20 protein-coding genes are annotated in these 24,388 nt (G+C 38.8%); 3 read left to right on the top strand and 17 right to left on the bottom strand.

Translation table 11 applies throughout. From position 1 onward, the window contains the following. Positions 1 to 24 precede the first annotated feature (24 nt). Both V6260_RS03060 and V6260_RS03065 read right to left on the bottom strand, forming a co-directional pair. A complete protein-coding gene (locus V6260_RS03060; RefSeq protein ID WP_341592620.1) occupies positions 25 to 1,845 on the bottom strand; it encodes a DUF4105 domain-containing protein in 1,821 nt (606 codons plus the stop codon). Between the two features lie 59 nt (positions 1,846 to 1,904). Further along, positions 1,905 to 2,366: a DUF3015 family protein gene (locus tag V6260_RS03065; RefSeq protein ID WP_341592621.1), complete on the bottom strand. Its 462-nt coding sequence runs from the start codon at positions 2,364 to 2,366 to the stop codon at positions 1,905 to 1,907. 297 nt (positions 2,367 to 2,663) lie between these two features. On the opposite strand from V6260_RS03065, the gene V6260_RS03070 reads away from it, so the two are divergent. After that, positions 2,664 to 3,968 (top strand): DEAD/DEAH box helicase, encoded by a 1,305-nt coding sequence (locus V6260_RS03070; RefSeq protein WP_341592622.1) that lies wholly within the window; start codon positions 2,664 to 2,666, stop codon positions 3,966 to 3,968. Positions 3,969 to 3,997: 29 nt separating this feature from the next. Here the strand turns inward: V6260_RS03070 and V6260_RS03075 are convergent, their stop codons facing one another. Together V6260_RS03075 and V6260_RS03080 are read right to left on the bottom strand one after the other, a co-directional pair. After that, positions 3,998 to 5,497 (bottom strand): amidase family protein, encoded by a 1,500-nt coding sequence (locus V6260_RS03075; protein ID WP_341592623.1) that lies wholly within the window; start codon positions 5,495 to 5,497, stop codon positions 3,998 to 4,000. 95 nt (positions 5,498 to 5,592) lie between these two features. Then, on the bottom strand, positions 5,593 to 7,200 hold the full coding sequence (locus V6260_RS03080; protein WP_341592624.1) for an NAD(P)/FAD-dependent oxidoreductase: 1,608 nt from the start codon (positions 7,198 to 7,200) through the stop codon (positions 5,593 to 5,595). Between the two features lie 191 nt (positions 7,201 to 7,391). On the opposite strand from V6260_RS03080, the gene fdxA reads away from it, so the two are divergent. Together fdxA and V6260_RS03090 are read left to right on the top strand one after the other, a co-directional pair. Continuing rightward, on the top strand, positions 7,392 to 7,715 hold the full coding sequence (fdxA, locus tag V6260_RS03085) for a ferredoxin FdxA (RefSeq protein ID WP_341592625.1): 324 nt from the start codon (positions 7,392 to 7,394) through the stop codon (positions 7,713 to 7,715). Between the two features lie 136 nt (positions 7,716 to 7,851). Next, positions 7,852 to 10,095 carry a carbohydrate binding family 9 domain-containing protein gene (locus tag V6260_RS03090; RefSeq protein WP_341592626.1) on the top strand — a complete coding sequence of 748 codons (2,244 nt, stop codon included), beginning with the start codon at positions 7,852 to 7,854 and terminating at the stop codon, positions 10,093 to 10,095. A gap of 66 nt (positions 10,096 to 10,161) precedes the next feature. Here V6260_RS03090 and V6260_RS03095 read toward each other — a convergent pair whose 3' ends face one another. From V6260_RS03095 to V6260_RS03155, 13 genes are all read right to left on the bottom strand, one after another. Then, positions 10,162 to 10,866 carry a TorF family putative porin gene (locus tag V6260_RS03095; RefSeq protein WP_341592627.1) on the bottom strand — a complete coding sequence of 235 codons (705 nt, stop codon included), beginning with the start codon at positions 10,864 to 10,866 and terminating at the stop codon, positions 10,162 to 10,164. Positions 10,867 to 10,875: 9 nt separating this feature from the next. After that, on the bottom strand, positions 10,876 to 12,093 hold the full coding sequence (locus tag V6260_RS03100; protein ID WP_341592628.1) for a BCCT family transporter: 1,218 nt from the start codon (positions 12,091 to 12,093) through the stop codon (positions 10,876 to 10,878). 158 nt (positions 12,094 to 12,251) lie between these two features. Then, positions 12,252 to 13,919 (bottom strand): choline dehydrogenase, encoded by a 1,668-nt coding sequence (gene betA / locus V6260_RS03105; protein WP_341592629.1) that lies wholly within the window; start codon positions 13,917 to 13,919, stop codon positions 12,252 to 12,254. Between the two features lie 11 nt (positions 13,920 to 13,930). After that, on the bottom strand, positions 13,931 to 15,394 hold the full coding sequence (betB, locus tag V6260_RS03110) for a betaine-aldehyde dehydrogenase (RefSeq protein WP_341592630.1): 1,464 nt from the start codon (positions 15,392 to 15,394) through the stop codon (positions 13,931 to 13,933). 1 nt (position 15,395) lies between these two features. Beyond that, positions 15,396 to 15,971 (bottom strand): transcriptional regulator BetI, encoded by a 576-nt coding sequence (gene betI / locus V6260_RS03115; protein WP_341592828.1) that lies wholly within the window; start codon positions 15,969 to 15,971, stop codon positions 15,396 to 15,398. Positions 15,972 to 16,378: 407 nt separating this feature from the next. After that, positions 16,379 to 16,684: a hypothetical protein gene (locus tag V6260_RS03120; protein WP_341592631.1), complete on the bottom strand. Its 306-nt coding sequence runs from the start codon at positions 16,682 to 16,684 to the stop codon at positions 16,379 to 16,381. After that, on the bottom strand, positions 16,684 to 16,941 hold the full coding sequence (locus V6260_RS03125; RefSeq protein ID WP_341592632.1) for a DUF3081 domain-containing protein: 258 nt from the start codon (positions 16,939 to 16,941) through the stop codon (positions 16,684 to 16,686). The genes V6260_RS03120 and V6260_RS03125 overlap by 1 nt, the downstream gene beginning before the upstream one ends. A gap of 330 nt (positions 16,942 to 17,271) precedes the next feature. Beyond that, positions 17,272 to 18,495, bottom strand: coding sequence for a type III PLP-dependent enzyme (locus V6260_RS03130; RefSeq protein WP_341592633.1), 1,224 nt, complete (start codon positions 18,493 to 18,495; stop codon positions 17,272 to 17,274). 298 nt (positions 18,496 to 18,793) lie between these two features. Next, positions 18,794 to 19,618 carry a hypothetical protein gene (locus V6260_RS03135; RefSeq protein WP_341592634.1) on the bottom strand — a complete coding sequence of 275 codons (825 nt, stop codon included), beginning with the start codon at positions 19,616 to 19,618 and terminating at the stop codon, positions 18,794 to 18,796. Positions 19,619 to 19,722: 104 nt separating this feature from the next. After that, positions 19,723 to 20,526: a DUF1338 domain-containing protein gene (locus V6260_RS03140; protein WP_341592635.1), complete on the bottom strand. Its 804-nt coding sequence runs from the start codon at positions 20,524 to 20,526 to the stop codon at positions 19,723 to 19,725. 35 nt (positions 20,527 to 20,561) lie between these two features. Then, positions 20,562 to 22,028, bottom strand: coding sequence for a succinylglutamate-semialdehyde dehydrogenase (gene astD / locus V6260_RS03145; protein WP_341592636.1), 1,467 nt, complete (start codon positions 22,026 to 22,028; stop codon positions 20,562 to 20,564). Between the two features lie 7 nt (positions 22,029 to 22,035). After that, a complete protein-coding gene (gene astA / locus V6260_RS03150) occupies positions 22,036 to 23,070 on the bottom strand; it encodes an arginine N-succinyltransferase (protein WP_341592637.1) in 1,035 nt (344 codons plus the stop codon). Positions 23,071 to 23,120: 50 nt separating this feature from the next. Next, a complete protein-coding gene (locus tag V6260_RS03155; protein ID WP_341592638.1) occupies positions 23,121 to 24,326 on the bottom strand; it encodes an aspartate aminotransferase family protein in 1,206 nt (401 codons plus the stop codon). Positions 24,327 to 24,388: the final 62 nt, after the last annotated feature.

A 24,388-nucleotide genomic window follows, 5' to 3' on the forward strand; every position in this document is an offset into this window, starting at 1 on the left:
ACATATGTATACTTATGGCCTTTTTTATTGCCAGTAGTAATTTAGTTTAAGTTTCCAGCTTGTTAAGTTTGTATGCTTATAGCTAATGCGGACATCAAAATTTTGATTTATAGGTATTGATATTTCAGCCTGAACTGTTGATTTTTCATTGTTACCCAAGATAAACTGCTCGTGAGATGCCCTTAATTTAATATCTGAATACAAGGTTGTTATTACACCTAGTTCTAACGATGAATCGTAAAGCTTCTCTGTTACTGCAAGGTCTCCTACATAAGCGTTAGCAAGCGTAAAAATTAGCGTTTTATTGTCATTAAACAAAAAAGATTTACCTATTCCCCCCATTAAAAATGTGTTTGTACAATTCTGGCAGAGTGTACTTTGCCTTTCAAACCCTGCATTGATTTTCCAAGACCAATTATTCTCTTGGGGCCATTTTACATAGGCTGGCGAAAACGATTCTAAATCGAGTAGGTGCAACTTATCGACGTAAACAGCTGAATCTAAAAAAGATACCTCTGAATCGATCATTTCTAAGTTAGAAAACGCAATTCGCGCAACATCTGAAGCTAACGAGTCAAAGTAACTGAGCCTAAAGCCTAATGCCAGGCTGCTTTGTTCATTTATGCGAGTTGAAGAAGTAGAGATTTTTGATGGTTTTTGACCTTTGTGAGGTGCTTGTTGAGAATATGATGAAACAATCATTTCGTTGCCAATAGGGAGTGCTAATCTCGCTTTAATGAGCGTGCTTTTTAAGCCTTTGATATGTTCAACATCGTGTTTTTTTATTTGTTGTAATTGCACTAGCTCAAATAATGTTTCAATAATTCGCTTTTTACTTTTTACGTTTAGTGTTGAAAATTCATTATGCTTAATATGCTCAGGTGTGTTGTATATTTTCTCTGCAATAGCAGATTCGCTGACAGTGAGATTATCCATGAACTTAATAAAAACAGTGCTTCGGGATGGCGTAAATAGTGTTTTTTTCAATAATTTATTATTGTTATAGGAAGCTTGGTGCAATTTTGAAAACACAGTGGTTGGGATCATCCATGGAGAGCTGTTATTCGTTAATTGTTCTCCAATGACGAGTTCAATTAGTTGTGCAATGTGAAAAGCGCAATTTTCATCGGCAAAATAATAATCGAACTGTGCGCCGAGTAATTCCCACAAGTGATTTGCAATAAATGTTGTGTCATCATTATTGAGATTGAGCTTATATTCCCATAGATCTCTTAGTTCTATTTCACCGTAGTTATGCTGATGGCGATAAAATAATTGATCAGAAAACCCGGCTTTATATCCACCAAATAATCCTTTAGTGATATACACAAGACCGTTTTCGTTTTCTGGCACATGAGCACCATAATTTATGCTGTAATCGAGTAGTTTATTTTTTGTGGCTGTTGAACGATTAAGTTTTAACAATAAATGGCCATAAAGTGACGCTGGATTACTCATATAGCCTGATGCAAATATAAGGCTTATAGAATGAATAGGTTGCTCATCTCGCCAATGGAATAATTCGGGACATAGAGTTTTTGGCTGTGAAAATGTGAATCCTTGTTTTTCTAACCACGTGTATCGAGCAGGGTACTTACATTGCATTTGCGAGTCATTATTAAAGCGTTCTACGGTCGCCTTGAGTTCATCAAAGGGGCTCTTGTGGCCATTAATTGATATAAAAAATGATTCGTTGGTAATATAGCTTTCGTCAAACGTTGGCTTTTTGTAATGACCTAGTTTTAACCATGTAGGATGCTGGGCTAACTGCTGTAAATTTGTTGATGCTTGAAGGTTAAATGATGTAATAAAGAAAATAAAAAATATAAACGTGTAAACTTTCATAAATACCCAGCGGGCTTGGGGCAAAAAGAGTAAAGGGGCTAAATTGGCCCCTTTATAAATTATATTGCAGAGCAGTTAACTGAAAACTGGCTAGCGATATTGCTTTCAACAAGTGTGTAAAGTGCTTGTGCATCGTTTACAGATGTTTGAGCAAAATCGTTACGGATAGTTGAGATCAATTGTGGGTGAGTTGCACTGTCGCAACCACGAACGTTTAACATTGCAGAAATGTATTCACCTTCACCTTGTGCAATTTCTTGCTCTAGGATTGGAAACGTTTGCTGAATAAATTGTGCTGTTTTGACATTAGCACCTTTACAGCTCTCTACAGATGAAACGTTAGATGAAACAGCAGTTGTTCCTAAATCCCAAATAATATTTGAAATTGCAGCGGCAGTACCGTTGTCAGGAAAGATCGTTGCGCCGATACCACATTGTTGCCATGGGTTAACGTTAGCCTGAGCTGGGGTTACTATAAATGCGCTTGCTAGTGCTGCTGCAGCTAAATATTTTTTTATCATTATTAATCCTTATTTTAATGTCCCTTAAATGGGGCTTGAATTCTATAGATATGTCAGCTTTAGGGCAATAACACTTCTGATAAATTTAATAAAAAGTATATTTTGTTAAATTTGATGAGGGAGGAGCTTCATTTAACCCTGTTTTATAGTATCAAATCGAAGATCTTATTGGATCAGTGCCTTTACGATTCAACAAAGCAAAATATTTAATTAGTAATAAGGTATAAAGCTAACTGTTAGTACTTTTTTGCTGTATAATTTGCGACCCTTGATAAATGTGGCCGCAGGTTATACAGCATGAATTTTAAATCTTTTAGTTTTGCCCCTGAACTTATTCAGGCGTTAGACGAACTTAATTACCACACCCTTACGCCCATTCAGCGCGCAGCAATTCCAGCTGTTCGTAAAGGTAAAGATGTTTTAGCCAGTGCACAAACTGGTACCGGAAAAACTGCCGCGTTTGCTTTACCTATCATCCAAAAATTGGTTGAGTCTGAACTCAGCACAACGAATGCACCTCATGCATTAGTACTTGCTCCAACGCGTGAGCTTGCAGAACAAATTGCAAATAACTTTAGAGATTTTGCAAAGCATACATCACTTAAAGTCGTTAGTTTATTTGGTGGTGTGAGCACTGCTGGTCAAGCAAATTCTTTAAAAGAAGGTGTTGATATTGTTGTTGCAACACCAGGTCGTTTATTTGATCATATTCGCCTAGGTAATTTAAGCCTTGCAAGTGTTAAGCACCTTGTTCTTGATGAAGCTGACCGTATGCTTGATATGGGCTTTATCGAAGATATGCAAAATGTAATTAAAAGCTGTGCAGAAGAGCGCCAGATCTTACTTTTCTCAGCGACATTCCCTGCAGCAATCAAACAGTTTGCATCTAAGGTATTAAAACAAGCTGAAATAGTGCGTGTTGATCAAACTAACAGTACAGCAAGTACTGTACAGCATGTTGTTTACCCTGTTGAAGAGCGTCGTAAGCAAGAGCTACTTTCTGAATTGATTGGTAAGAAAAACTGGCAACAAGTGCTTGTGTTTGTAAACATGAAAGAAACCGCTGATGAGCTTGTAAAAGAGCTAAACCTTGACGGTATTCCAGCTACGGTATGCCACGGTGATAAGTCGCAAGGTAACCGTCGTCGTGCACTGCGTGAGTTTAAAGAAGGTAAAGTACGTGTTTTAGTCGCAACCGAGGTAGCGGCCCGCGGTATTGATATTGACGGTTTACCACGTGTTATTAATATTGATTTACCTTGGCTTGCTGAAGATTACGTACACCGTATTGGTCGTACGGGCCGTGCAGGTAATCATGGGCAAGCTATTTCGTTTGTAAGTCGCGAAGAAGAAAATACCTTATTTGAAATAGAAACGTTAATCGGCCAAAAAATAAAACGTGTATATTTAGAAGGTTATGAAGTAAGTAACCGTGAAGTACTTATTGATAAAATTGGTAAAAAACCTGCGCATTTACGCCGTACACGCTCTAACAAGTTATCAGGACAAGCAACCGGTGAAGCGAGAGCGGTAAATCGCTCACGTATTTCAAGCGTCCGTAAAAGCTTAAAAGGCGAAAAACTGTCACTTAAAAAGTCATAGTTAACGCCGTTTAGTTAAAAAACCTGAGTTTACTCAGGTTTTTTTGTGTCTTGTAAAAACACCTTATCAACGATGTTTGCGTAAGTATAAGCAGCTTGATCGTCTCCTTTATTGGCAATAATAGACAAGCCAACGGGTAAATTAGTTACTTTACCTACAGGTAGAGTAATGTGTGTTGTGCCAGCTATTGCCGACAATGAGCTACTACTGCCATTAAAGTTATCCCCGTTAACTAAGTCTGTTTTCCAGGCGGGGGATACTGTAGGCGCTATAAGAATATCAAGCTTATTATTTTTGTATACATTAGCAATGGCTGTTGTTGCTAAAGTACGATAACGTTTTTTAGTCTGCTGGTATTTTTGCTTTTTATTTAAATCAATAGCCTGCGATTGAATAAGAATGTCTTGCTCAAAGTGAGGCATCTCTTTGTCTTTGTTTTGAATATTAAAATCAATAAGCGCTTTTAGGCTTTTAACAGCTACTTGTGTTGGAGTGCTTGCGAGGTAGTGATTAATTTCGGCTTTAAAGTCGTAAAGTAAAATATAGTATTCATCAACAAATAGCGTATCTAAGTTATCAGTAATATCTACATTAATAACAGTGTGCCCAGCCTGTTCTAATGCTTGTAACTGCTTGGCATAAAGGTGCTGTGTCTCAATTGTAAATTTATCGCTAGGTAGCGCACCAATATTAAGTAATGATTTTGATTTTAGGTTACCTGTTTTTAATTCAAATCCGGTAGTTGTTGCATCAAGAGAATCCTCACCTTGCAAAACCGACAAAACCAGTAGTGCATCTTTCAGTGAATGCGCCATCGGCCCTACTGAATCTTGACTACTTGAAAGAGGCACAACACCTGAGCGAGATACTTGGCCCATGCTTGGTTTTATTGCATAAACTCCATTTACTGAGGCAGGGCACGTAATTGAACCGTCAGTTTCAGTCCCTAATGCTATGGGCGCAAAGTTAAGTGCGACTGCTACAGCAGATCCTGCGCTAGAACCACATGGGTTACGTGTTACATCGTGAGCATTATGTGTTTGCCCACCCACAGCGCTCCAGCCTGAAGATGAATAGGATGAGCGAAAATTAGCCCATTCACTTAAATTAGCTTTGCCTAAAATTATAGCGCCTGCACTACGTAGTTGTTTAACAACGAAAGCATCATTATTAGTAACATTATTTTTAAGTGCTAAAGAGCCCGCAGTTGTGGGAAGTGAGCCTTTAGTTTCTATATTATCTTTAAGAAGTACAGGTATTCCATGTAATGGCCCAGCCCATGTGCCTTTGGCGGCAAGTTCATCTAACGTTTTAGCTTGAGCTATTACTGTAGGCTCTAAACTAATAACCGCATTATATTGTGGGTTAAGTTTATTAATTCGGTCTATATAACGTTGGGTGAGTTGTTGCGCATTAACTAAATTATTTTTATATGCATTATGGATTTCATCGATGGTTTTTAGTTCTTGTGCTTTAGCGTTAAAAATTGCTAATACACTAAGCAATGAAAAGGTAAATGTTTTGATCATTATTGAGGTGCTTGAGTTGTTATTATTTTCTGTACATTTAGCACAAAAAAGCCTCACAAAGTGAGGCTTTTCGATAGACAGCTTAAAAAAGAGGTTTAAGCGCTTTCTAACATAGACAGTGCGACCGCTTCAGCAGCTTTAATACCATCAATACCCGCTGATAAAATACCGCCCGCGTAGCCTGCACCTTCACCTGCAGGGTATAAGCCTTTGGTATTTATACTTTGGAATGTTTTATCGCGTTTAATACTAATAGGTGACGAAGTACGTGTTTCAACGCCGGTTAATAAACCGTCATTAGTTGAAAAGCCACGAATTTGTTTATTAAACGCTGGTATTGCTTCGCGAAGAGCATCAATTGCAAATTGTGGTAACACTTTACTCAGGTCAGTTAACTTAATACCGGGTGTGTAAGAGGGTTGTACTTCACCTAGGTCTGAAGATGATTTCCCCTTCAAAAAATCGCCAATTAACTGTGCTGGTGCGTCGTAGTTTCTACCACCAAGCTCATACGCTTGCTCTTCAAGTTTGCGTTGTAAGTCTATTCCAGCAAGTGGATTACCAGGGAAATCTTGCTCTGGTGATATACCTACAACAATAGCGCTGTTGGCGTTGCGCTCACTTCGTGAATATTGGCTCATACCATTGGTAACAACGCGGCCTTCTTCAGAGGTGGCAGCGACTACTGTGCCACCTGGGCACATACAAAAGCTATAAACGGTGCGGCCATTGTCGCAGTGATGAACAAGTTTATAATCGGCAGAGCCTAAAATTGGGTTTCCTGCATTTGTGCCAAAACGACATTCATCAATCATTGATTGTTTATGCTCGATCCTAAAGCCAACAGAGAAGGGTTTAGCTTCTACATAAATACCTTTGTCGTGGATCATTTTAAAGGTATCGCGTGCACTATGGCCTACTGCGAGTACTACGTGGCGAGTATCGAGTTTTTCACCGTTTGAAAGGGTTAAACCAGTTACTTGTCCATCCTCTAAATGAATGTCGTCAACGCGAGTGCTAAAGCGAATTTCGCCGCCAAGTTCTATTATACGAGCTCGCATTTTCTCAATCATAGTAACAAGTTTAAACGTACCAATGTGTGGCTTGCTTACGTATAAAATTTCTTCTGGTGCCCCTGCTTCTACAAATTCGGTTATAACTTTACGGCCATAATGTTTAGGATCTTTGACTTGGCTGTATAGTTTACCGTCTGAGAATGTACCTGCACCACCTTCACCAAACTGTACGTTTGATTCTGTGTTGAGTGTGCGTTTACGCCAAAAACCAAACGTGTCTTTGGTGCGCTCACGCACTTCTTTACCACGCTCTAAAATAATTGGGTTAAAGCCCATTTGCGCAAGGACTAAACCGGCAAACAAACCACATGGGCCAAAGCCAATTACAACAGGGCGTTCGCTTAGGTTCTTAGGGGCTTGAGCAACAAATTTGTATGATGTATCAGGAGCCTGTTTAACATGTTGATCTTTTGTAAATGTATCAAGTAAGGCTGCTTCGTTATCTACTTCAATATCGAGAGTATAAATAAGCAAAATAGCAGTTTTTTTACGGGCATCATAACCACGTTTAAACACATTATAGCTGTGCAGTTGCTCAGGTTTTATTTTTAGTTTATCTACTATGGCTTGACCAATAGCATCTTCGTTATGATTAAGCGGCAGCTTTATTTCGGTTAAACGTATCATTTATATCTCTTTTAGGTGTCTTAGCGGGCTTATATCCGCTCACAATAAGAAGTGTAGGGCACGTAATGGCTTTACATTGAGGGCGCATATACTACGTTAAATTGCTCAATTATGGCACTTATTTATTGTGTTTTTAGCGTGGTTGGGTATGATCCGCGCCTGAGATAAATAATTATTGGGTTTTAATCGTTATGGCGTTTGTTGTCACTGAAAACTGTATTAAATGCAAATACACAGATTGTGTAGCAGTGTGCCCAGCGGATGCTTTTTATGAAGGCCCTAATTTTTTAGCAATTAGCCCAACTGATTGTATCGATTGTGGTTTATGTGTCCCTGAGTGTTCAGCCGACGCTATATACCAAGAAGATGAGCTACCAGAGTCTCAAAAAGAGTTTACTGAATTAAATGCTGAACTTGCACTGGTATGGCCGCGCATTACAGAGGTTAAACCTGCTCCAAAGGACGCTGATGTATGGAATGGCATAGACAATAAGCTTAAACTACTCGAAACATAATGCATAACAATTAGTTACTCTTTTATTATTAAAAAGTTAATTCTTTCCCCCAAGGTGTTAACAAATGTATCTGAATAAATTACAATCCCCAGCCTAAGTTGCTCCTTATGAGTAATTACAGTCTAAATGGATGTTTATGCAGTACTTTATAACTATAATAAAAAAGTTTACCTTCATATTTTTAAGTTTTTTTTTATTACTCTCAAGCATTGATGTAGCGGCTAAAAAGCAGCAAGTATCATTATCCCGTATTGATTCAAACATCACCGTTGATGGTGTTATGGATGAAGCGCACTGGCAAAATGCAACACGTATATCTTTACTCTACCAAGATGAGCCTAACGAAAAAGGCACACCTCCTGTAAAAACTGATGCCTTTGTTTACGAAGATGGCACTAACTTATATGTTGGTTTTGTGGCTGATGATCCAAGTCCTGAGCAAATTCGTGCATCACTTCGTGACCGCGATACGCTATGGGAAGATGACGTAGTTATTCTTGTTATTGATACATTTAATGATGAACGCAGTGGCTATGAATTTCATGTGAATCCGCTGGGCGCGCAAGGCGATATACGAATGACCGACACCGATGGGTGGAGCTCTGATACTTCGTGGAATGCTATTTGGGATAGCGCAGGGCAAATTAACGACAAAGGTTATGTTGTTGAAATGCGTATTCCTTTTAAAGCACTGCGTTTTCCTGAAAATAAAAAAGAGTTAACGTGGGGTTTTTCAGTCATGAGAAACTATCAACGAGATGTGCTATATCAGCTATCAAATATGGGGTTTGATAGAAATGTGAAATGCAGCCTTTGCCAGTTTGATAAGTTAGTTGGCTTTAGCGATATTGAATCGAGTAAGAATGTCCAATTAACACCTACATTAACCACACTTCGTAACGATAATAAATCTGAGCTGCCAGGTGATTGGGATAACGGTGATATAGATACTGAAGTAGGCTTAGATTTACGCTGGGGTTTAACAAAGGATGCTGTTTTAAATGCGACAATTAATCCTGATTTTTCGCAAGTAGAAACAGACTCTTTAGAGCTTGATGTAAATACAACCTTCTCAATTTATTACGCCGAAAAACGTCCTTTCTTTTTAGATGGTGCTTCTTACTTTAAAAGTAGCTTATTTGAGCTTTTATACACACGTACAATCGCAGAACCTACTTTAGGTGCAAAGCTAACGGGTAAAACGGGTAATCATAGTTATGCTTTGATGCTAGCTGATGACGACAATAGTAATATTTTACTGCCAACGAATCAGGGATCTGGTTTTGCAAGCTTAAAAGAAAAAACGAATGTAGTCGCAGGGCGTTATCAATATGACTTAGGTCAGCAAGGTACTATTGGTATTTCAAGCACGCACAGAGAAAGTGATGACTATCACAACACTGTATTATCAGTGGATGGTAGCTACTGGTTTAATCAATCGGATACTTTTTTGTATCAAGTGTCATCTGCTGATACACGTAACTCTGAATTTTTAATTCAAAACTATAACTTAACTGAAACTCAGTCAGATGAAGCCTACGCTTTAGAGTTCACGCGCGATAAACGTGATTACAAATTGTTTGCATCGTATGAAAATATTGGGCAGGACTATCGCACTGATTTAGGTTATCAAGCAAAAGTAGATTATGAAAAAGTAGGCTTTGGTGGTGGACAAACATGGTACAAAGATGAATCTGATTTACTTACCTCATGGTCATACGAAGCTGACTGGGATAAAACGTGGGCGCAAAATGGCGACTTACTTGAAGAAGAATACGAAGGTTTTTTGAGTTTTAAAGGCCAAAAACAATCTATTTTCGAAATTGGTTTAGTGCACCGCTATGAAAATTTTAATGGCAATTTTTACAATCAAAATATTGGCTATATTTATACAGGGTTCAAACCGACTAAAGATTTAAAGCTTACCTTATATACCGAATATGCAAGCCGTATTGATTATACAAATGAACAGCTTGGTGATGTGTTTAACACTCAAACACAAGTTATATGGGATATTAACGACCACTGGCAGCTCGATATAAAGCATAACTATAGTCAATTAGATAACCTACAAGGAGATCGTGTATTTACTGCTAACTTAGTCGACTTTAGACTTCATTATAAATTTAGCATGCGTTCCATTCTTAAGCTGATTTTACAGTTTGAAGATGTTGATAGAGATGAAAACGCATACTTTTATCAAGTTAGCGAAATCAATAAAGACTATGGTAGTCAGCTTGTTTACTCATATAAAATTAATGCACAAACGTTGTTCTATTTGGGTTACTCAGATAGAGGTTACCAAGACGATTCACTTAAAAATATTGAGCGAGATCAACGTACATTATTTACAAAAGTCAGCTATGCATGGCAGCTTTGAACCGTTATTAATTATAAAAATGCCACTTTTTTAAAGTGGCATTTTTGTTTATGAAATGGAAGTTTATTAAAGGTTAAATGTACGCGAAATAGCTAAAACAATACGCTCGTCAGCATAGTCGTAGTCAAGGCTTGTATTTTCAGCTGCTACTTCAATACCAAAACCTTCGTAGCTTGTTTGGTATGCTAAGCGGTAGTGGTAATACGACTTATCGCCCTTAGCTTGATCCCATTGAAATTTGTCGCCATCCAGTGAGTTTGAAATATCAAAGCTTGCACGTAGCGCATGATTTGGAGCTAGTTCATACGTGTGAGCAATCATTGAAATGACATGACCGGTGTCATAACCAAAGTAATCCCAGCTGTACCAAAAGTTAAGCTCAGTTTGGCCGTATTCACTTGCATAACCAAATTTAGTGTAAGCTTCAGCGTAGTTACCATCGCTGTTGTTACCTTGATAAGTATAATAAGCGATACCGTAATCAACGCTAAATTGCTCATCAAGCTGTACATATTTACCTACGTAAGCATCAAGCTCAAAATCGGTGTCGTCACCAAAATCTACATTTGAAGCCCAAACACCAGCGTAAACACCGCTATCAAAAGCATAGTCTAAGCTTCCTTGAATTGCAGGGTCGTTACCTGTTTGGCTTACACCATTAAAAGTGTAGTCAGACGCTGCTGTGATTGTTGTTGACCAATCAGCCGCTGCAGTTGTTGATAAAAGAGCAAATGGTAGTGCTACTGCAAGTTGTTTTAGTTTGTTATTCATTAGTAATCCCTAGTGTACTGTGTCTATTTTTGTGTAATCAATTTCGTTTGCTTTTGGTGAGCCGTCTATGTTTGTTACTGTTTTAAACTTACTGTAGCCGATAAAAGCGGCACAGATAAAAAACAAGCCAATAACTAATGCGCCTACCCACTGAATTTGTAAAAATTCTAATTTAAATAGTAGCGTTAGCAGTGATAGCGCGGCTACATTACCTATAATATATTTTGCTTTACCAAAACGTTTTACTGTCAAGTTGAGGTTATCTGTATATAAACGTACGAGTGAATCCAAAGAGTTAATTACAAATATGATACCTACAAATACCATGGCAAAGTTTTTAATACCTTGAGTTGGGATGCCCGCATCGTGGTAGTGATAAAGTACGCTAAACCAAATCGCAATAGGAATAGAAGGGAAAATCAACATAGCACCTAATACTTGGTATGTTTTAAGTCCACCAACAAAGCGTGATGTAAATTGACCAATCATTATGCTCCACGCAAACCACCAGAATAAGTAAAACTCATGGTAATCATTAAGCGGTAAAACAAATTCATTAATATTAGCAAAGTAAGTACCAATAGAGCCTAAGTTATCTGTAAATGCTGATATCTCACTATCGCCAATGACAAACGCGCCAATCCACATGAAAGCGATTAATGCTAAAAATAACCACGTTGTAGAAATACTTAAAATACGCACATATTTAATGTCGGTGCTTGAGTACACTGCAAAACAAATTGCCGCAAATACAATCAAGTAAAACTCGCTAACAACGCTTGTACCATCACCTAATTCAGGTAAATACCATGGTAAATTTGTAAGCAGCAGATAAGCGGTAAATGCACATGTACCAATAATTACAACATTATTGATAAATTTAACCCAAGGAATTTCGAAAAATTTCACTTTAGGTTCTATTACACAGAAATAAAAGCACGTAAGAAAGTAAAATCCCCAGATCAAAAATCCCCAGTAGCCAAACTCAATAGCCAGTGGATTTGCAAACGCGTATTCTGGGCTTGCTTTTATGTCTGCATAACCTGCAAACTCAGTTAAAGGGAACATAATAAGGCCAACATCAAGGCCAGAAGTAAATAGTATTGCTATAAACGTAAAGGTTCGAACTGGTGTTACACCTACTACGCGAACATTACCCCATTTGAATAAGATAATAGCAATAGCAAGTAGAGTAAAAATGATTCCTGCATTAAGCCAAATAGTCATTGTTACCCTCCAATAATGAATAAAAATAATTCATAAGCACTCCGTATTTTATTGTTTTATTCTCGCATTAACACAACGTAACCTATTTACATCGTGTGCCACTGCAAGGCACGCAACGGTTTAGCCCGACGAGGCTAAACCTGAGCATGTGGCTAAAGTTAGATCTCCGTACTACGTTGTGTTTCTTGCCAGTTTGTTGTTATGGCAACATCCACATCCGGTTTCTGTAATGGTTTTTTACCTAAAATTATATCAGCTGCTTTTTCGGCAACCATAATGGTAGGTGCATTCAAGTTTCCGTTAGGAACTGTTGGGAATATAGATGAGTCAACAACACGTAGTCCCTCTATACCATGTACTTGCGTATTTGAGTTAACAACGGCCATATCATCTTCACCCATTTTGCATGAGCAAGAAGGGTGGTAGGCACTTTCAACAGCTTGGCGTACAAAGGCATCTATTTCTTCATCTGTTTGAATATGTTTACCGGGTTGAATTTCTTCATCGCGGTATTCATCAAAGGCACTTTGCTCGATTATGTCGCGTGTTAAGCGAACGCACGCTCTAAAGCCTTCAATATCGTCTTGGTGTTCAAGATAATTAAATAAAATGGTTGGTGGTTGCTCAGGGTTCGCAGAAGCAATAGTGACACTACCGCGACTTTTAGGTTTGTTATGACCAACATGTACCTGAAAACCATGACCTGCAAACGCACTTCTACCATCGTAACGCATAGCCGCTGGTAAAAAGTGATACTGAATATCTGGCCATTCAACACCTGGTTTTGAGCGAATAAACGCACACGACTCAAAATGATTCGTTGCACCTAAACCCGAACGCGTTAATAACCAGCGAGCACCAATTAACCCTTTTGAAATAAGCCCTAATTTACCGTTAAGTGTGATAGGCTGCTTACACTTATATTGAAAGTAAAACTCAAGATGATCTTGTAAGTTTTGACCAACACCAGGTAAGTGATGTTTTACTTCAACGCCTGCTTTTTCAAGTGCTTGGGTATCGCCAATACCAGAGAGTTGTAAAATATGTGGAGAGCCAATTGGGCCTGCACTTAGTACAACGTCTTTTGCAGCATGTGCTGTTTTAACGTCACCATTTACTTTGTATTCAATGCCTGTGGCTTTTTTTCCATCTAAAATCACGCGTTGTGCTAATGCACCTGTAATAATCGTTAAATTACTACGCGATTTAACAGGGTCTAAATACTCACGAGACGCAGAGCTGCGCACGCCGTCTTTTACGGTCATGTGCATTGGGCCGAAACCCTCTTGCTGCGACGCATTATAATCATCTGTAGAAGCGTAACCGGCTTGTACACCTGCTTTGATAAAGGTGCGGTAAAGCGGGTTTTGCATTTCGTTGCCGTTATTAACGCCAAGCGGGCCTTTGCCACCACGGTAAGTATTTTCACCAAGATAAAAGCTTTCTGCTTTTTGAAAATACGGTAAACATGATTGGTAATCCCAGCCGTTTGCACCGTGTTGCTGCCATTCGTCAAAATCTTTCGCGTGGCCACGTACGTATACCATGCCATTAATAGATGACGAGCCGCCTAATACTTTGCCTCGAGGACAATGCATCTCACGGTTATCTAAATGAGGTTCAGGCTGCGTATGAAACTGCCATGCGTATTTGTCACTATTCATAGGAATAGATAACGCGGTGGGCATCTTTATAAAAATACTTTTATCGCTACCGCCAGTTTCAAGTAGTAACACGCGGTTATTTGAATCTTCAGATAAACGGTTTGCTAAAACACAACCCGCCGAACCCGCGCCAACAATAATATAGTCGTAGTGATTACTCATAGTAGGGCGCCTTAAAATGGGCTTTCTATGTCGGCCATACCAACATAAATAGACTTAGTTTGCGTGTATTGATCAAGCGTTTGTATACCATTTTCACGGCCAATACCTGATTGCTTATAACCGCCAACGGGCATTTCGGCAGGTGAGTTACCGTAAGCATTAATCCAACAAATACCGGCTTGTAACTTATGAATCACGCGGTGAGCACGTTTAATATCGCTAGTAAATACGCCTGCGGCTAATCCTAGGTGAGTTGCGTTAGCGCGTGTAATCACATCGTCTTCGTCGTCAAAAACAAGCACGCTCATTACAGGGCCAAATATTTCTTCTTTAACGATGGTCATATCGTCATTACAATCAATAAACACAGTCGGTGCTACAAAATAGCCATTAGGTGCAGATTCTGGTGAAAGCGTTGTACCACCAGTTAAAAGCGTTGCACCTTCTTCGATGCCTTTATTAACGTAGCTCATTACTAGTTCTTGGTGCTTTTTAGAAATAAGTGCGCCAAAGTTAGTATTTAAATCTTGTGGGTCGCCAGCAATAATGTTTTTCTCAGTGCGCGCTTTAAGCTCATCAATAAACTGCTGATATACATTTTTATGAACGTAAATACGTGTACAGTTAGTACAAATTTCGCCTTGCGTATAAAAGTTACCTAACATAGCAGCACTAACCGCTTGCTCAATGTTGGCATCATCAAATACTAATAGTGGAGATTTACCACCAAGTTCCATCGTGACATCTTTTAAAGTACCGGCAGCACTTGCCACTACTTTTTTACCTGTGCCTACTTCACCCGTAAATGATACTTTATCAATATCGCTATGCTGCGTTAGCCACTGGCCTACATCGCCTGCGCCTTGAACAACATTAAACACACCTGCAGGTACGCCAGCTTCAACAAATACTTCTGCAAGTTTAATTGCGCCCAGTGGTGTTTCTTCTGATGGTTTGAATATAAATGCATTACCCGCTGCAAGGGCAGGGCCCGACTTCCAACATGCAATTTGTAGTGGGTAGTTCCATGCACCAATACCCGCACAAATACCTAATGGCTCTTTACGTGTGTAGTAAAAGTCATCACCAACCATTTGTTGTTGGCCTACTTGTGCTGGCGCAAGGCCTGCAAAGTATTCAATTACATCAGCGCCGGTTTCAATATCAACACAATTTGCTTCTTGCATTGGTTTACCAGTGTCGAGTACTTCTACAAGTGCAAGCTCATCGTTGCGCTCGCGTAAAATAGCCACTGCTTTTAATAAAATGCGACTACGTTCAATGGGGGTCATTGCTGACCACTGAGCAAAACCTTGCTTTGCGCTGGCAATGGCTGCGTTTTGAATAAATTCGTCGGCAATTTCTACTGCGTAAATAACCTCGCCCGTTGCTGGGTTTGTTACATCAAATGTTTTGCCGTTCTGGTTTGCAAGAAAATGGCCGTTAATAAAATTTTGATAGACAGGTGTAGTCACGCTAGGCTCCATATTGCTTGATAAGTGAAAGTACGTAGTTTTTAGCTAAGGTTTCACTGTGTTTGAACTGATTATTGTCTGATTTACTCAATACTGCTCTTAACCATAGGCCATCAATCATGGCGGCGCTAAGTTCCGCAGCTTGTTTTGCTTGCTTTACTGGCATTAGTTGCTTAAAAGAAAATGCTAAATTACTTTGCAAGCGTTTACTGTTTACGTTTTGTAGCCGGTGTAATTCTTCATCATGCATCGATTGTGCCCAAAAACTTAGCCAAGTTCGGGTTGTATCATTGCGCTGTTGTACAAGCGCAAAGTTGGCTTCGATAATAAACATTAAACGTTCTGTGGCATTTGTATTAGGTTCAACATTGCTAAGCAGGCCTTGCTTTAAGCTTGTTAGTAAGTATCTAACGGTTGCTTCAATTAACCCCTGCTTACCACCAAAATAATGACTAATAATGCCTGACGATAATCCTGCATTTTTACTAATACTGTTTATCGTTGTTCCTTGCAGTCCATTAGTTGCAACTGACTCTATAGTCGCGTCAATTAGCTGCTGACGCCTGACAGGTTCCATTCCAACTTTAGGCATATTTTTTATTAATTGAACGTTCAATAAAGATAAGCTTAAGGTAATAGTTCTAATAATTCAAGGCTGAAGTAAACACTTGGATGCTAAAATGTAGAATAATCATTAATAAAAACGCAACTAATGCGATAAAGGCGGTGAAGGGTTAATGATTTTAAATTCATTTAAAACAAAGGTTTATGATTTTAATTTTAAAATTAAATAATAGTAATTATTTGTTTACAGCAATAAATGAATAAAACATCAAAAAACCATTAGAATAATAATAGTTAGAGTACTAATAGTATTATTTTAATACAAAAGCGTACTAATCCTGCAATTGCTTAGTACTCTAATAAATCGATATAGAGTGAACTTTGTGGTTTTATCGTTTTAAAGTGCTTGGTTTTGAAAGGTTAAGCATTATTAATAACGCCTTTAAAAAGTAGGGGGTAACGTCTTAGTCTATTGCCAATATAGTCATCAGCTAAAATTTGCTGGCAGATGAAATCAATATCTTTACTTGCTTCAAAAACCCAATCAAAGCGCTCTATAGCCAATAAAAAACCACGCTTTAAATGAGCTTGAGAACGGTACTGTTCTAGATTACCTTGAATAATTGATACTTTGCTCGGGTCAGCTTTAAGCTCTTCTACCACTTGGTTTATAAAAGTAGTATTGAGCTTACTGGTAGGGCGGTGTCTTAGTTTTCGTGGATGCATTAGCTCTCGTTTGCAATGTTATATAATTTTTTCAAAAAGTCGTCTTTATGCTTTTCATGTTCGTAGTTAAGGTGGTAAGTATTATGAAAACCAAAGCGTAATTCAACGCCGCTACCTTGTAAGTATACAGTGTAGCCATCTACGTCTGAATAAGCGGTAACGCCTTGATAATGTTTGCCTTCATCAGTCATTTTGCCTTTTTTAATTATGCGTTCATATACAGTTAAAATTTGTTTGTTGTCGAGTTCGTTTTTCATATTTTATACCCTTTATTTAGTAACTCATACGATAAGGATATGAGGGTCGATCATCTTAAAAACAATAGCTGAAAAAGTATGATAGTGCTTTGTAATTAGCCTTTTTAAATTATTCTCAAAATTCATTTATTGTTGAACTTACACCATGATTGACAAGATGTTACTACTAAAAGCTTGTGAGTTATAAGAACAATTAATTGCATTGCAAGAGCCTAACAGGATACTCGATGCTATTAATTGGCATAAAGAAACGCAGTTAGATGAGCAACTGCGTTTTTAAATTGGGTAACTACATACTTCTATAGTTACAGCTGAGGAATAGGTAAATTATTAGCCTGTTAAAATTTGGCTTTGTACTTGTTCATTTAAAACAACTACCTCTGCACGCTTGAAGAAGTTAAAATCGGTTGCCGTTGCTAATGTGTATGCCCCCATCATACGGCTAATAATTAAATCACCGTTGTTCAGTTTTGGTAGCATAATCGACTCGCGAATCACATCGATACAGTCGCATGTAGGACCCGCAAGTACCGAATCAAAACGATCACCATCTTGTTTAGCGCTGTCAATAGGGTAGGCTGCTTCATCAAACATTAAGCCGCTAAACGATCCGTAAATACCATCGTCTAGGTAGTACCACGTTTTACCTTCGCGCACAGATTGGCCCATTACTGAAGCAACGCTTGTAACGCAGCTTGCAACAATAAAGCGCCCTGGTTCTGCAAGCACTTGCATTGTCTCAGGTAATTGCGCTAGTGCTGTGTTTATTGGTGCACAAAATACGTCAATTGGAAGTACATCTGCAGTGTATGGCACAGGAAAACCACCGCCTATATCAAGTGTACTCAGTGCAGGTAAGCCAAGTTCGCTTACTTGTGAAATTACCTTGGCACATGCGTTAATAGCATCGACGTATTTAGTTGGGCTTGCTGTTTGGGAGCCTACATGGAACGATAAACCTTTAATACGGATACCTAATTGCTGCGCGTAGGCAATAATTTCAATCGCCATCTCTGGACTACAGCCAAACTTTTTAGATAAGTCAGCAAATGCCTCTTTATTACGAAAGCTTAAGCGTACCAATATTTCAGCTTGGGCTTTGTAAGCAATAAACTTTTCTAGTTCGTTAATATTATCAACAACAAATACACTACAGCCATAAGAAAGGGCATCACGAATATCGCTATCGCGTTTAATTGGGTGAGTGTGAATAGTGCGCTCACTCGGTACTCCTTCGCCTGCTACCAAATCAACTTCACCGCTGGTTGCTAAATCGAAGCTCGCGCCTTCTTCTAGGAGTGTGCGTACAACTGCCGTGTGTGGTAATGGTTTTAGTGCAAAGTGCAACGTAACGCTGGGTAATGCATTTTTAAGAGCGTGATATTGACGGCGAACTGCCTCGCAATCAAGCACCATTAGCGGAGCACCAAATTGTGCTGCTAATTGTTCGATGTGATTGGTAGACGGTTGTACGTAATCAAATGATTTATTAGCAGCAACCGCTGCTGCTGGTACTTTAATTGTATAGTCTTTTAATTGAGTTGATAAAGCCACTGTATTCTCCGAGTCATTTAAGCAACCGCTGTGGTTTATCTACAAGTCGGTTGAGCGTCATTAATAGTGCTTATGCACAGTCAAATTCACTCTTGGATAGTTGCTCTATTGCCTTGCTACAAACGGGGTTTGTAATGTACTCGGATTGGCTATCATCAAGAAGCGGCGAGATAATAAAGCCACTTTTAAATAAGTACAACAAAAATATAAATTATTTTAAATGCGTTTAAAAACAAAGTATTAATCTATGAATTGTTATTATCTTATCGATTCGATAAATTAATCATAATCAAATACATTATATATCGGGTGAGATTTGATAATCACTTTTGTATATTCGCATCATCCTTTCAGCAATATCTGGACCGAAAGTTTGGAAGTGAATTTTTTTAAGGAAATCATACATATCATTTGTTTGCATATATGAATTAATCAAAGATATTGCTTTTTTTCCTGCTATTGTCCGGCTGCAAGCAAAGTAGCCATTAATAAATTCTGGATACTCAATTATTTCACGACTATCAAGTTGTTCATACTGTTCTGCGGATAAAAAAGTTCTTACGGTGTAATCATAATCAATAATCATATCTATTCGTCTATGGGCGAGCAGCTGCCCTAGCTGAGCAAAACTGTTTGTGCTGCTTATCGAAGCTATTTGGTGTTGGTAAAGAGAAAACATATTATCAAGTTCTTGATAGCTAGTAGAAGCAACAATACCAAATGTTTTATTATCAGCTAGAAGCTTTGATACGGAGACTTTATCGGGTAGTCCTTTTAAGGTTTCTTTGAAACCATACAACCTTCGCTGAACAAACATTGTCGTAGGTGCTTTAGAAAAAAAGAAAAGCTTTTCCCGTTGTCTCGTTTTAATTATATTATAGGTACAAACGGGTTGGGTACTTGATAAGTATTTGATCATACGTGCATGATTTGTCCACTGTGTATCAATTTCAAATTTAGAGTTTAAAACTTTTTCAAATAGATCATAAAAGTGCCTATCAGCAGTACGTTCAGTTTGATCTTCACTATATGCGCGAGATAAAAGAGTTAAAGAAGGTTGTGCGTTAATAAATAGTGGTAAAACAAGTAAATAAACAAAAAAATAAAGCTTCATAGTTTTCATTGATATTCCTTTTTATTTTAAAATAGCAACATTTACTTTACTTGTCTGTACAAAAAAAGCCCGAAGGGGCTTTTTAAAGTAAATTATTTTAATTACCGTTATAATTAACGTGCGTTGGTACTTTCAAATATTTTGTCAGCCGAGGCTGCAACAAAACCAGTATAAAGCTCGCCGTCAGCTTTAGGGTAACGAATAGCAAACTCATAAAAACAGCTAGGAATGCTCATATCACCGTCACTAAAGGTAACTGAGTATTCATCAGCAAGTGTTGACGATTGCTCTAGTAACACATCTGGAGAGCCTTTAACTTCTCCGCCTGACGTATTAAGCGAAAAGCCGGCGTCTTTTAGGGCTTGGTTAACATCATAAATATTATCAAACTCAGCAAGCGTATTAATATTTACGGTAAAGTGATTGGCACGGTAACCCCACGCTGACATCCACGCAGCATATTCGCTTTCAGCTAGCAGTTGTTTATAAGTATCGGTGCTTACTTGCCAATGCGTACCTGAATATAAAAAGTTGTCTGCTGTAACTGCACTTTCGTCAATTTCACTTACCATATCGGTTACGATTGCTTGTAACTCTGGCGAACATTTTTCTACTAATAGCTCAGAGATAAATACTTTTGGCTGATTAGGATCGCTATGCTCATAGTGTTTTGCGTAAAGTTTTTTAGCCTCAAAGTGGTACTCACCACATTCTTTATAGCCAATTGCTAAAAAATGAGCGGCGAGCTTTTCAAGACCCACTTTTTCAATATTAAACGTACGCAGCGCTATATGATCGTTAATAATGTCATCTTTTTGCGTTGACCCTAAAAGGTCATGAATTTTATCTGCCGATGGAGTTACGTTTAAATAGTTTTCCCAAAGGTTGTCAAATAATGTGTTTACATCAGTATGCATGTTAAGTCCTTAAATCTAGAATTTGGTTTTATTGCTTATTCAATTACTAAGCCCGGCGCTAGGGTTTGCGGTAAGCTCACTTTATCTGACTCAACAGATGCCACAGGGTATGCACAATAATCAGCGGCGTAATAGGCACTTGCTCTGTGATTACCACTGGCGCCAATACCGCCAAAAGGAGCTGCACTTGAGGCGCCTGTAATAGGGCGATTCCAGTTAACAATACCGGCACGAATACGTTTTAAAAAGTGAGTGTAATCATCTTCGTTATCAGCTAGTAAACCAGCAGATAAACCAAAACTTGTGTTGTTAGCTTCAATAATTGCGCTGTCAAAGTCGTTGTAACGATACACTTTAATTAGCGGCCCAAAATGCTCTTCATCTGGCACGTCGGTAATGCTTGTTACATCAATAATGCCAGGGCTAACAAAACCTGTGCCTGATTTTAATTGCTTAAGTTCAACAAGGGGTTGCGCACCTTTTGACACTAATTCACTTTGCGCGGCGACCATGCCTAATGCTGCTTTTTCGCTTATCATTGCACCCATAAAAGGCTGCTCTGTAGCAAAACTGTCCTCTACAATTATGTTTTTAGTTGCGCTTATTAGCTTCTCTAAAATAGCATCGCCGTTGGCTGATTTTTCAATAAATAAGCGGCGTGCACACGTACAACGTTGGCCAGAGGTAATAAAGCCTGATTGAATAATATCGTGTACAGCGGCGCTTACATCGCTCACGTCTTTTACTATAAGAGGGTTATTACCGCCCATTTCAAGTGCTAAAATTTTGCCAGGATGTCCTGCAAATTGCTTATGTAATAAATGCCCCGTGTTTGAGCTACCAGTAAAAAATAAGCCATCTATGTCTTTATGAGAGGCAAGTGCTTTACCAGTTTCAATTTCACCTTGCACAAGGTTAATAACACCCGCTGGCAAACCTGCTTTTAACCAAAGTGAGAGAGTAAATTCTGCAACCTGCGGTGTTAGTTCTGATGGCTTAAATACCACGGTATTACCGGCTAAAATTGCAGGAACAATATGCCCGTTTGGTAAATGCCCCGGAAAGTTATACGGGCCAAAAATAGCCACAACGCCGTGCGGTTTGTGTCTAATAAATGCTTTAGCACCAGGCATTGGGTTTTCAGTTGTACCAGTACGCTCATGGTACGCTTTCACAGATATAGCTACTTTGCCTGTCATTGCGCCTACTTCGGTGCGGGTTTCCCATAATGGCTTACCTGTTTCGCGTGCAATAATAGTGGCAAATTCTTCGCTGTGTTCTTTTAATTGTACTGCGAAGTTTTCTAAAATGGCGATACGCTCTTCAAGTGGTTTGTTTGCCCATTGTAATTGCGCGGCTCTAGCTGCTTTTATAGCAGAACCTACTTGATGGGCGTTTGCGCCATTACCTTGCCATACCACATTGCCATTACTTGGATTGATTGACTCAAATGCTGGACCAAGACCTGCATGCCACTGATTATTAATTAGGTGTGTATTCATAAATTATTTACAGGCGGAAAAATCGCGCTGCATCTCCTTGGCTTAAATTAAGTGCTTTAGCCACATCTTGGCTAATGACGAGAGTATGTTTTGCATGATTGTAATGTGCGTCTTTGGTCAATGTTGCTCTAAAGCCACTTACGCCTTGATTACATATAGCCAGCGTATCAGAGCTATTTTGTGATATGTGATCAAGCTCACCAATAGTAATAGGGCAAACTTGAGAGTCGCGAATGCTGCGAATATTACCAAGCTTTGCTTCAACCGTTGGGCCTGCGTCAAATAAGTCAACGTAGCCTCTGTGCTCAAAACCTTCTTTTTCTAATAACTTTAGCGCAGGCTTTGTTTTTTCATGTACATGCCCAATCACTGCTTGGGCTTTTCTGCTAAGCAAATTCACATAAATAGGGTATTTAGGCATTAACTCGCTAATAAATACCTTATCGCCTAAGCCAACTAAGTGATCCGCTTGTGGAAATTCGATACTAAAAAAGTGCTCTTGCAGCCATTGCCAAAAAGGCGAATGACCGTCTTCGTCGCTAACACCGCGCATTTCTGCGATAACAGTATCGGCAAAACGCTCGCTGTGCTGAGCCATAAACAAAAAGCGTGAACGTGATAAAAATCGACCCGTTAGGCCTTTACGGCTATTTTCTCGCAAAAATAATGTGCATATTTCAGAGCAACCTGTGTAGTCGTTACACATGCTTAAAATATCAACGGTGTTATATACATTTAAAGTAGGCGAGTGGTGTACTGTTTTACCTAAATGATAATGATATAAAGGCACCGATAAACCTACCGCAGCTTCTATAGCGGTTGTGCCAATAACGTCACCTGTTTCACTGTCTTCTAAAACAAATAAATAGCTTTCATCAAGTGGCTGGTTAATGTTTTTGGCAAAGCTTTTTTCAGCACGTTCAATTTTTTCTTTAAGCTGTGTATCGTCCACAGGTAAAGAGGTAAACCCATGACCGGATTCAATCGCTATTTGTTTAAGCGCGTCAAAATCATTGGCAGTAATAGGGCGTAATACTTGCATTTATTGCTTGCTCCAATAGCACGCCTGTAGGCGTGCTAATTTAAACTATATTAACCGTTTACTACGTCGCTAACGGCTTTTTCAAAGCGCGCTAAGCCTTCTTTAATATCTTCAAATGGAATAATTAAAGACGGTGTAAAACGAATTACATTCATACCCGCAACAAGGTTCATCAAACCATTATTAGCACTGGCTATTAAAAAGTCGCGTGCACGTCCTTCAAATTTGTCATTTAGTACTGCGCCAATTAATAAGCCTTTACCACGTACTTCGCTAAATACGTTGTATTTTTCGTTAACTGCGTTTAATCCGTCACGGAATAATTGCTCGCGCTCTTTAACTCCGTTTAGTACGTCTGGTGTATTTACTGTATCAAATGCTGCTTCGGCCACTGCACAAGCAAGTGCGTTTCCGCCATATGTAGAACCGTGAGTACCAATTTTTAAATGCTCAGCAATAGGTGTACGAGTAATCATAGCGCCAATTGGAAAGCCACCACCCAATGCTTTTGCCGTTGTTAGAATATCAGGAACAACCCCTAAACCTTCATAAGCGTATAAATCGCCTGTGCGACCAACACCCGTTTGTACTTCATCAAAAATAAGTAACGCGTTATGCTTAGTGCAAAGTTCACGTACTTTTTTAGCAAATTCATCTGTTGGTGAAATAATACCGCCTTCACCTTGTAATGGTTCCATCATAACGGCACATGTTTTATCGCTGATCAGCGCTTCAAATGCCGCTATATCGTTAAAATCACAATGTACTATATCAGCAGGCTTAGGACCAAAGCCGTCTGAATAAGCAGCTTGTCCGCCAACCGTTACAGTAAAGAAAGTACGACCATGAAAACCTTTATTAAATGCAATAATTTGAGTTTTTTCAGCGCCATAAATGTCCAATGCATAACGACGAGCTAGCTTAAGCGCTGCTTCGTTTGCTTCTGCACCTGAGTTTGCAAAGTAAACTTTATCAGCAAACGTTGCTTCAACCATTTTTTGAGCTAAACGAAGTGCTGGCTCATTGGTCATAACATTTGATAAATGCCAAATTTTTTCGCCTTGCTCTTTTAATGCTTTTACTAATGCAGGATGACAGTGACCTAAACAATTAACGGCAATACCACCGGCAAAATCAATAAACTCGTTATTATTTTGATCCCAAACGCGTGAACCTTCACCACGAACTGGGATAATTGCTGATGGGTTATAGTTTGGTACCATTACGTCGTTAAATAAGTCTCTTGTTACTTGCATTTTTACACCTAAATTTAATGGGCTTAGATAAAAGATTAGTTGCTAACTCAAAGAAGAATATA

It is taken from the genome of Pseudoalteromonas aliena, from assembly GCF_038155085.1.
GTDB classification, from domain to species: domain Bacteria; phylum Pseudomonadota; class Gammaproteobacteria; order Enterobacterales; family Alteromonadaceae; genus Pseudoalteromonas; species Pseudoalteromonas aliena_A.

Excerpts from the sequence above, each read along its gene's own strand:
- V6260_RS03060 (WP_341592620.1), bottom strand. The coding sequence starts at position 1,845 with ATGAAAGTTTACACGTTTATATTTTTTATTTTCTTTATTACATCATTT.
- V6260_RS03065 (WP_341592621.1), bottom strand. The coding sequence starts at position 2,366 with ATGATAAAAAAATATTTAGCTGCAGCAGCACTAGCAAGCGCATTTATA.
- V6260_RS03070 (WP_341592622.1), top strand. The coding sequence starts at position 2,664 with ATGAATTTTAAATCTTTTAGTTTTGCCCCTGAACTTATTCAGGCGTTA.
- V6260_RS03075 (WP_341592623.1), bottom strand. The coding sequence starts at position 5,497 with ATGATCAAAACATTTACCTTTTCATTGCTTAGTGTATTAGCAATTTTT.
- V6260_RS03080 (WP_341592624.1), bottom strand. The coding sequence starts at position 7,200 with ATGATACGTTTAACCGAAATAAAGCTGCCGCTTAATCATAACGAAGAT.
- fdxA (WP_341592625.1), top strand. The coding sequence starts at position 7,392 with ATGGCGTTTGTTGTCACTGAAAACTGTATTAAATGCAAATACACAGAT.
- V6260_RS03090 (WP_341592626.1), top strand. The coding sequence starts at position 7,852 with ATGCAGTACTTTATAACTATAATAAAAAAGTTTACCTTCATATTTTTA.
- V6260_RS03095 (WP_341592627.1), bottom strand. The coding sequence starts at position 10,866 with ATGAATAACAAACTAAAACAACTTGCAGTAGCACTACCATTTGCTCTT.
- V6260_RS03100 (WP_341592628.1), bottom strand. The coding sequence starts at position 12,093 with ATGACTATTTGGCTTAATGCAGGAATCATTTTTACTCTACTTGCTATT.
- betA (WP_341592629.1), bottom strand. The coding sequence starts at position 13,919 with ATGAGTAATCACTACGACTATATTATTGTTGGCGCGGGTTCGGCGGGT.
- betI (WP_341592828.1), bottom strand. The coding sequence starts at position 15,971 with ATGGAACCTGTCAGGCGTCAGCAGCTAATTGACGCGACTATAGAGTCA.
- V6260_RS03120 (WP_341592631.1), bottom strand. The coding sequence starts at position 16,684 with ATGCATCCACGAAAACTAAGACACCGCCCTACCAGTAAGCTCAATACT.
- V6260_RS03125 (WP_341592632.1), bottom strand. The coding sequence starts at position 16,941 with ATGAAAAACGAACTCGACAACAAACAAATTTTAACTGTATATGAACGC.
- V6260_RS03135 (WP_341592634.1), bottom strand. The coding sequence starts at position 19,618 with ATGAAAACTATGAAGCTTTATTTTTTTGTTTATTTACTTGTTTTACCA.
- V6260_RS03140 (WP_341592635.1), bottom strand. The coding sequence starts at position 20,526 with ATGCATACTGATGTAAACACATTATTTGACAACCTTTGGGAAAACTAT.
- astD (WP_341592636.1), bottom strand. The coding sequence starts at position 22,028 with ATGAATACACACCTAATTAATAATCAGTGGCATGCAGGTCTTGGTCCA.
- astA (WP_341592637.1), bottom strand. The coding sequence starts at position 23,070 with ATGCAAGTATTACGCCCTATTACTGCCAATGATTTTGACGCGCTTAAA.
- V6260_RS03155 (WP_341592638.1), bottom strand. The coding sequence starts at position 24,326 with ATGCAAGTAACAAGAGACTTATTTAACGACGTAATGGTACCAAACTAT.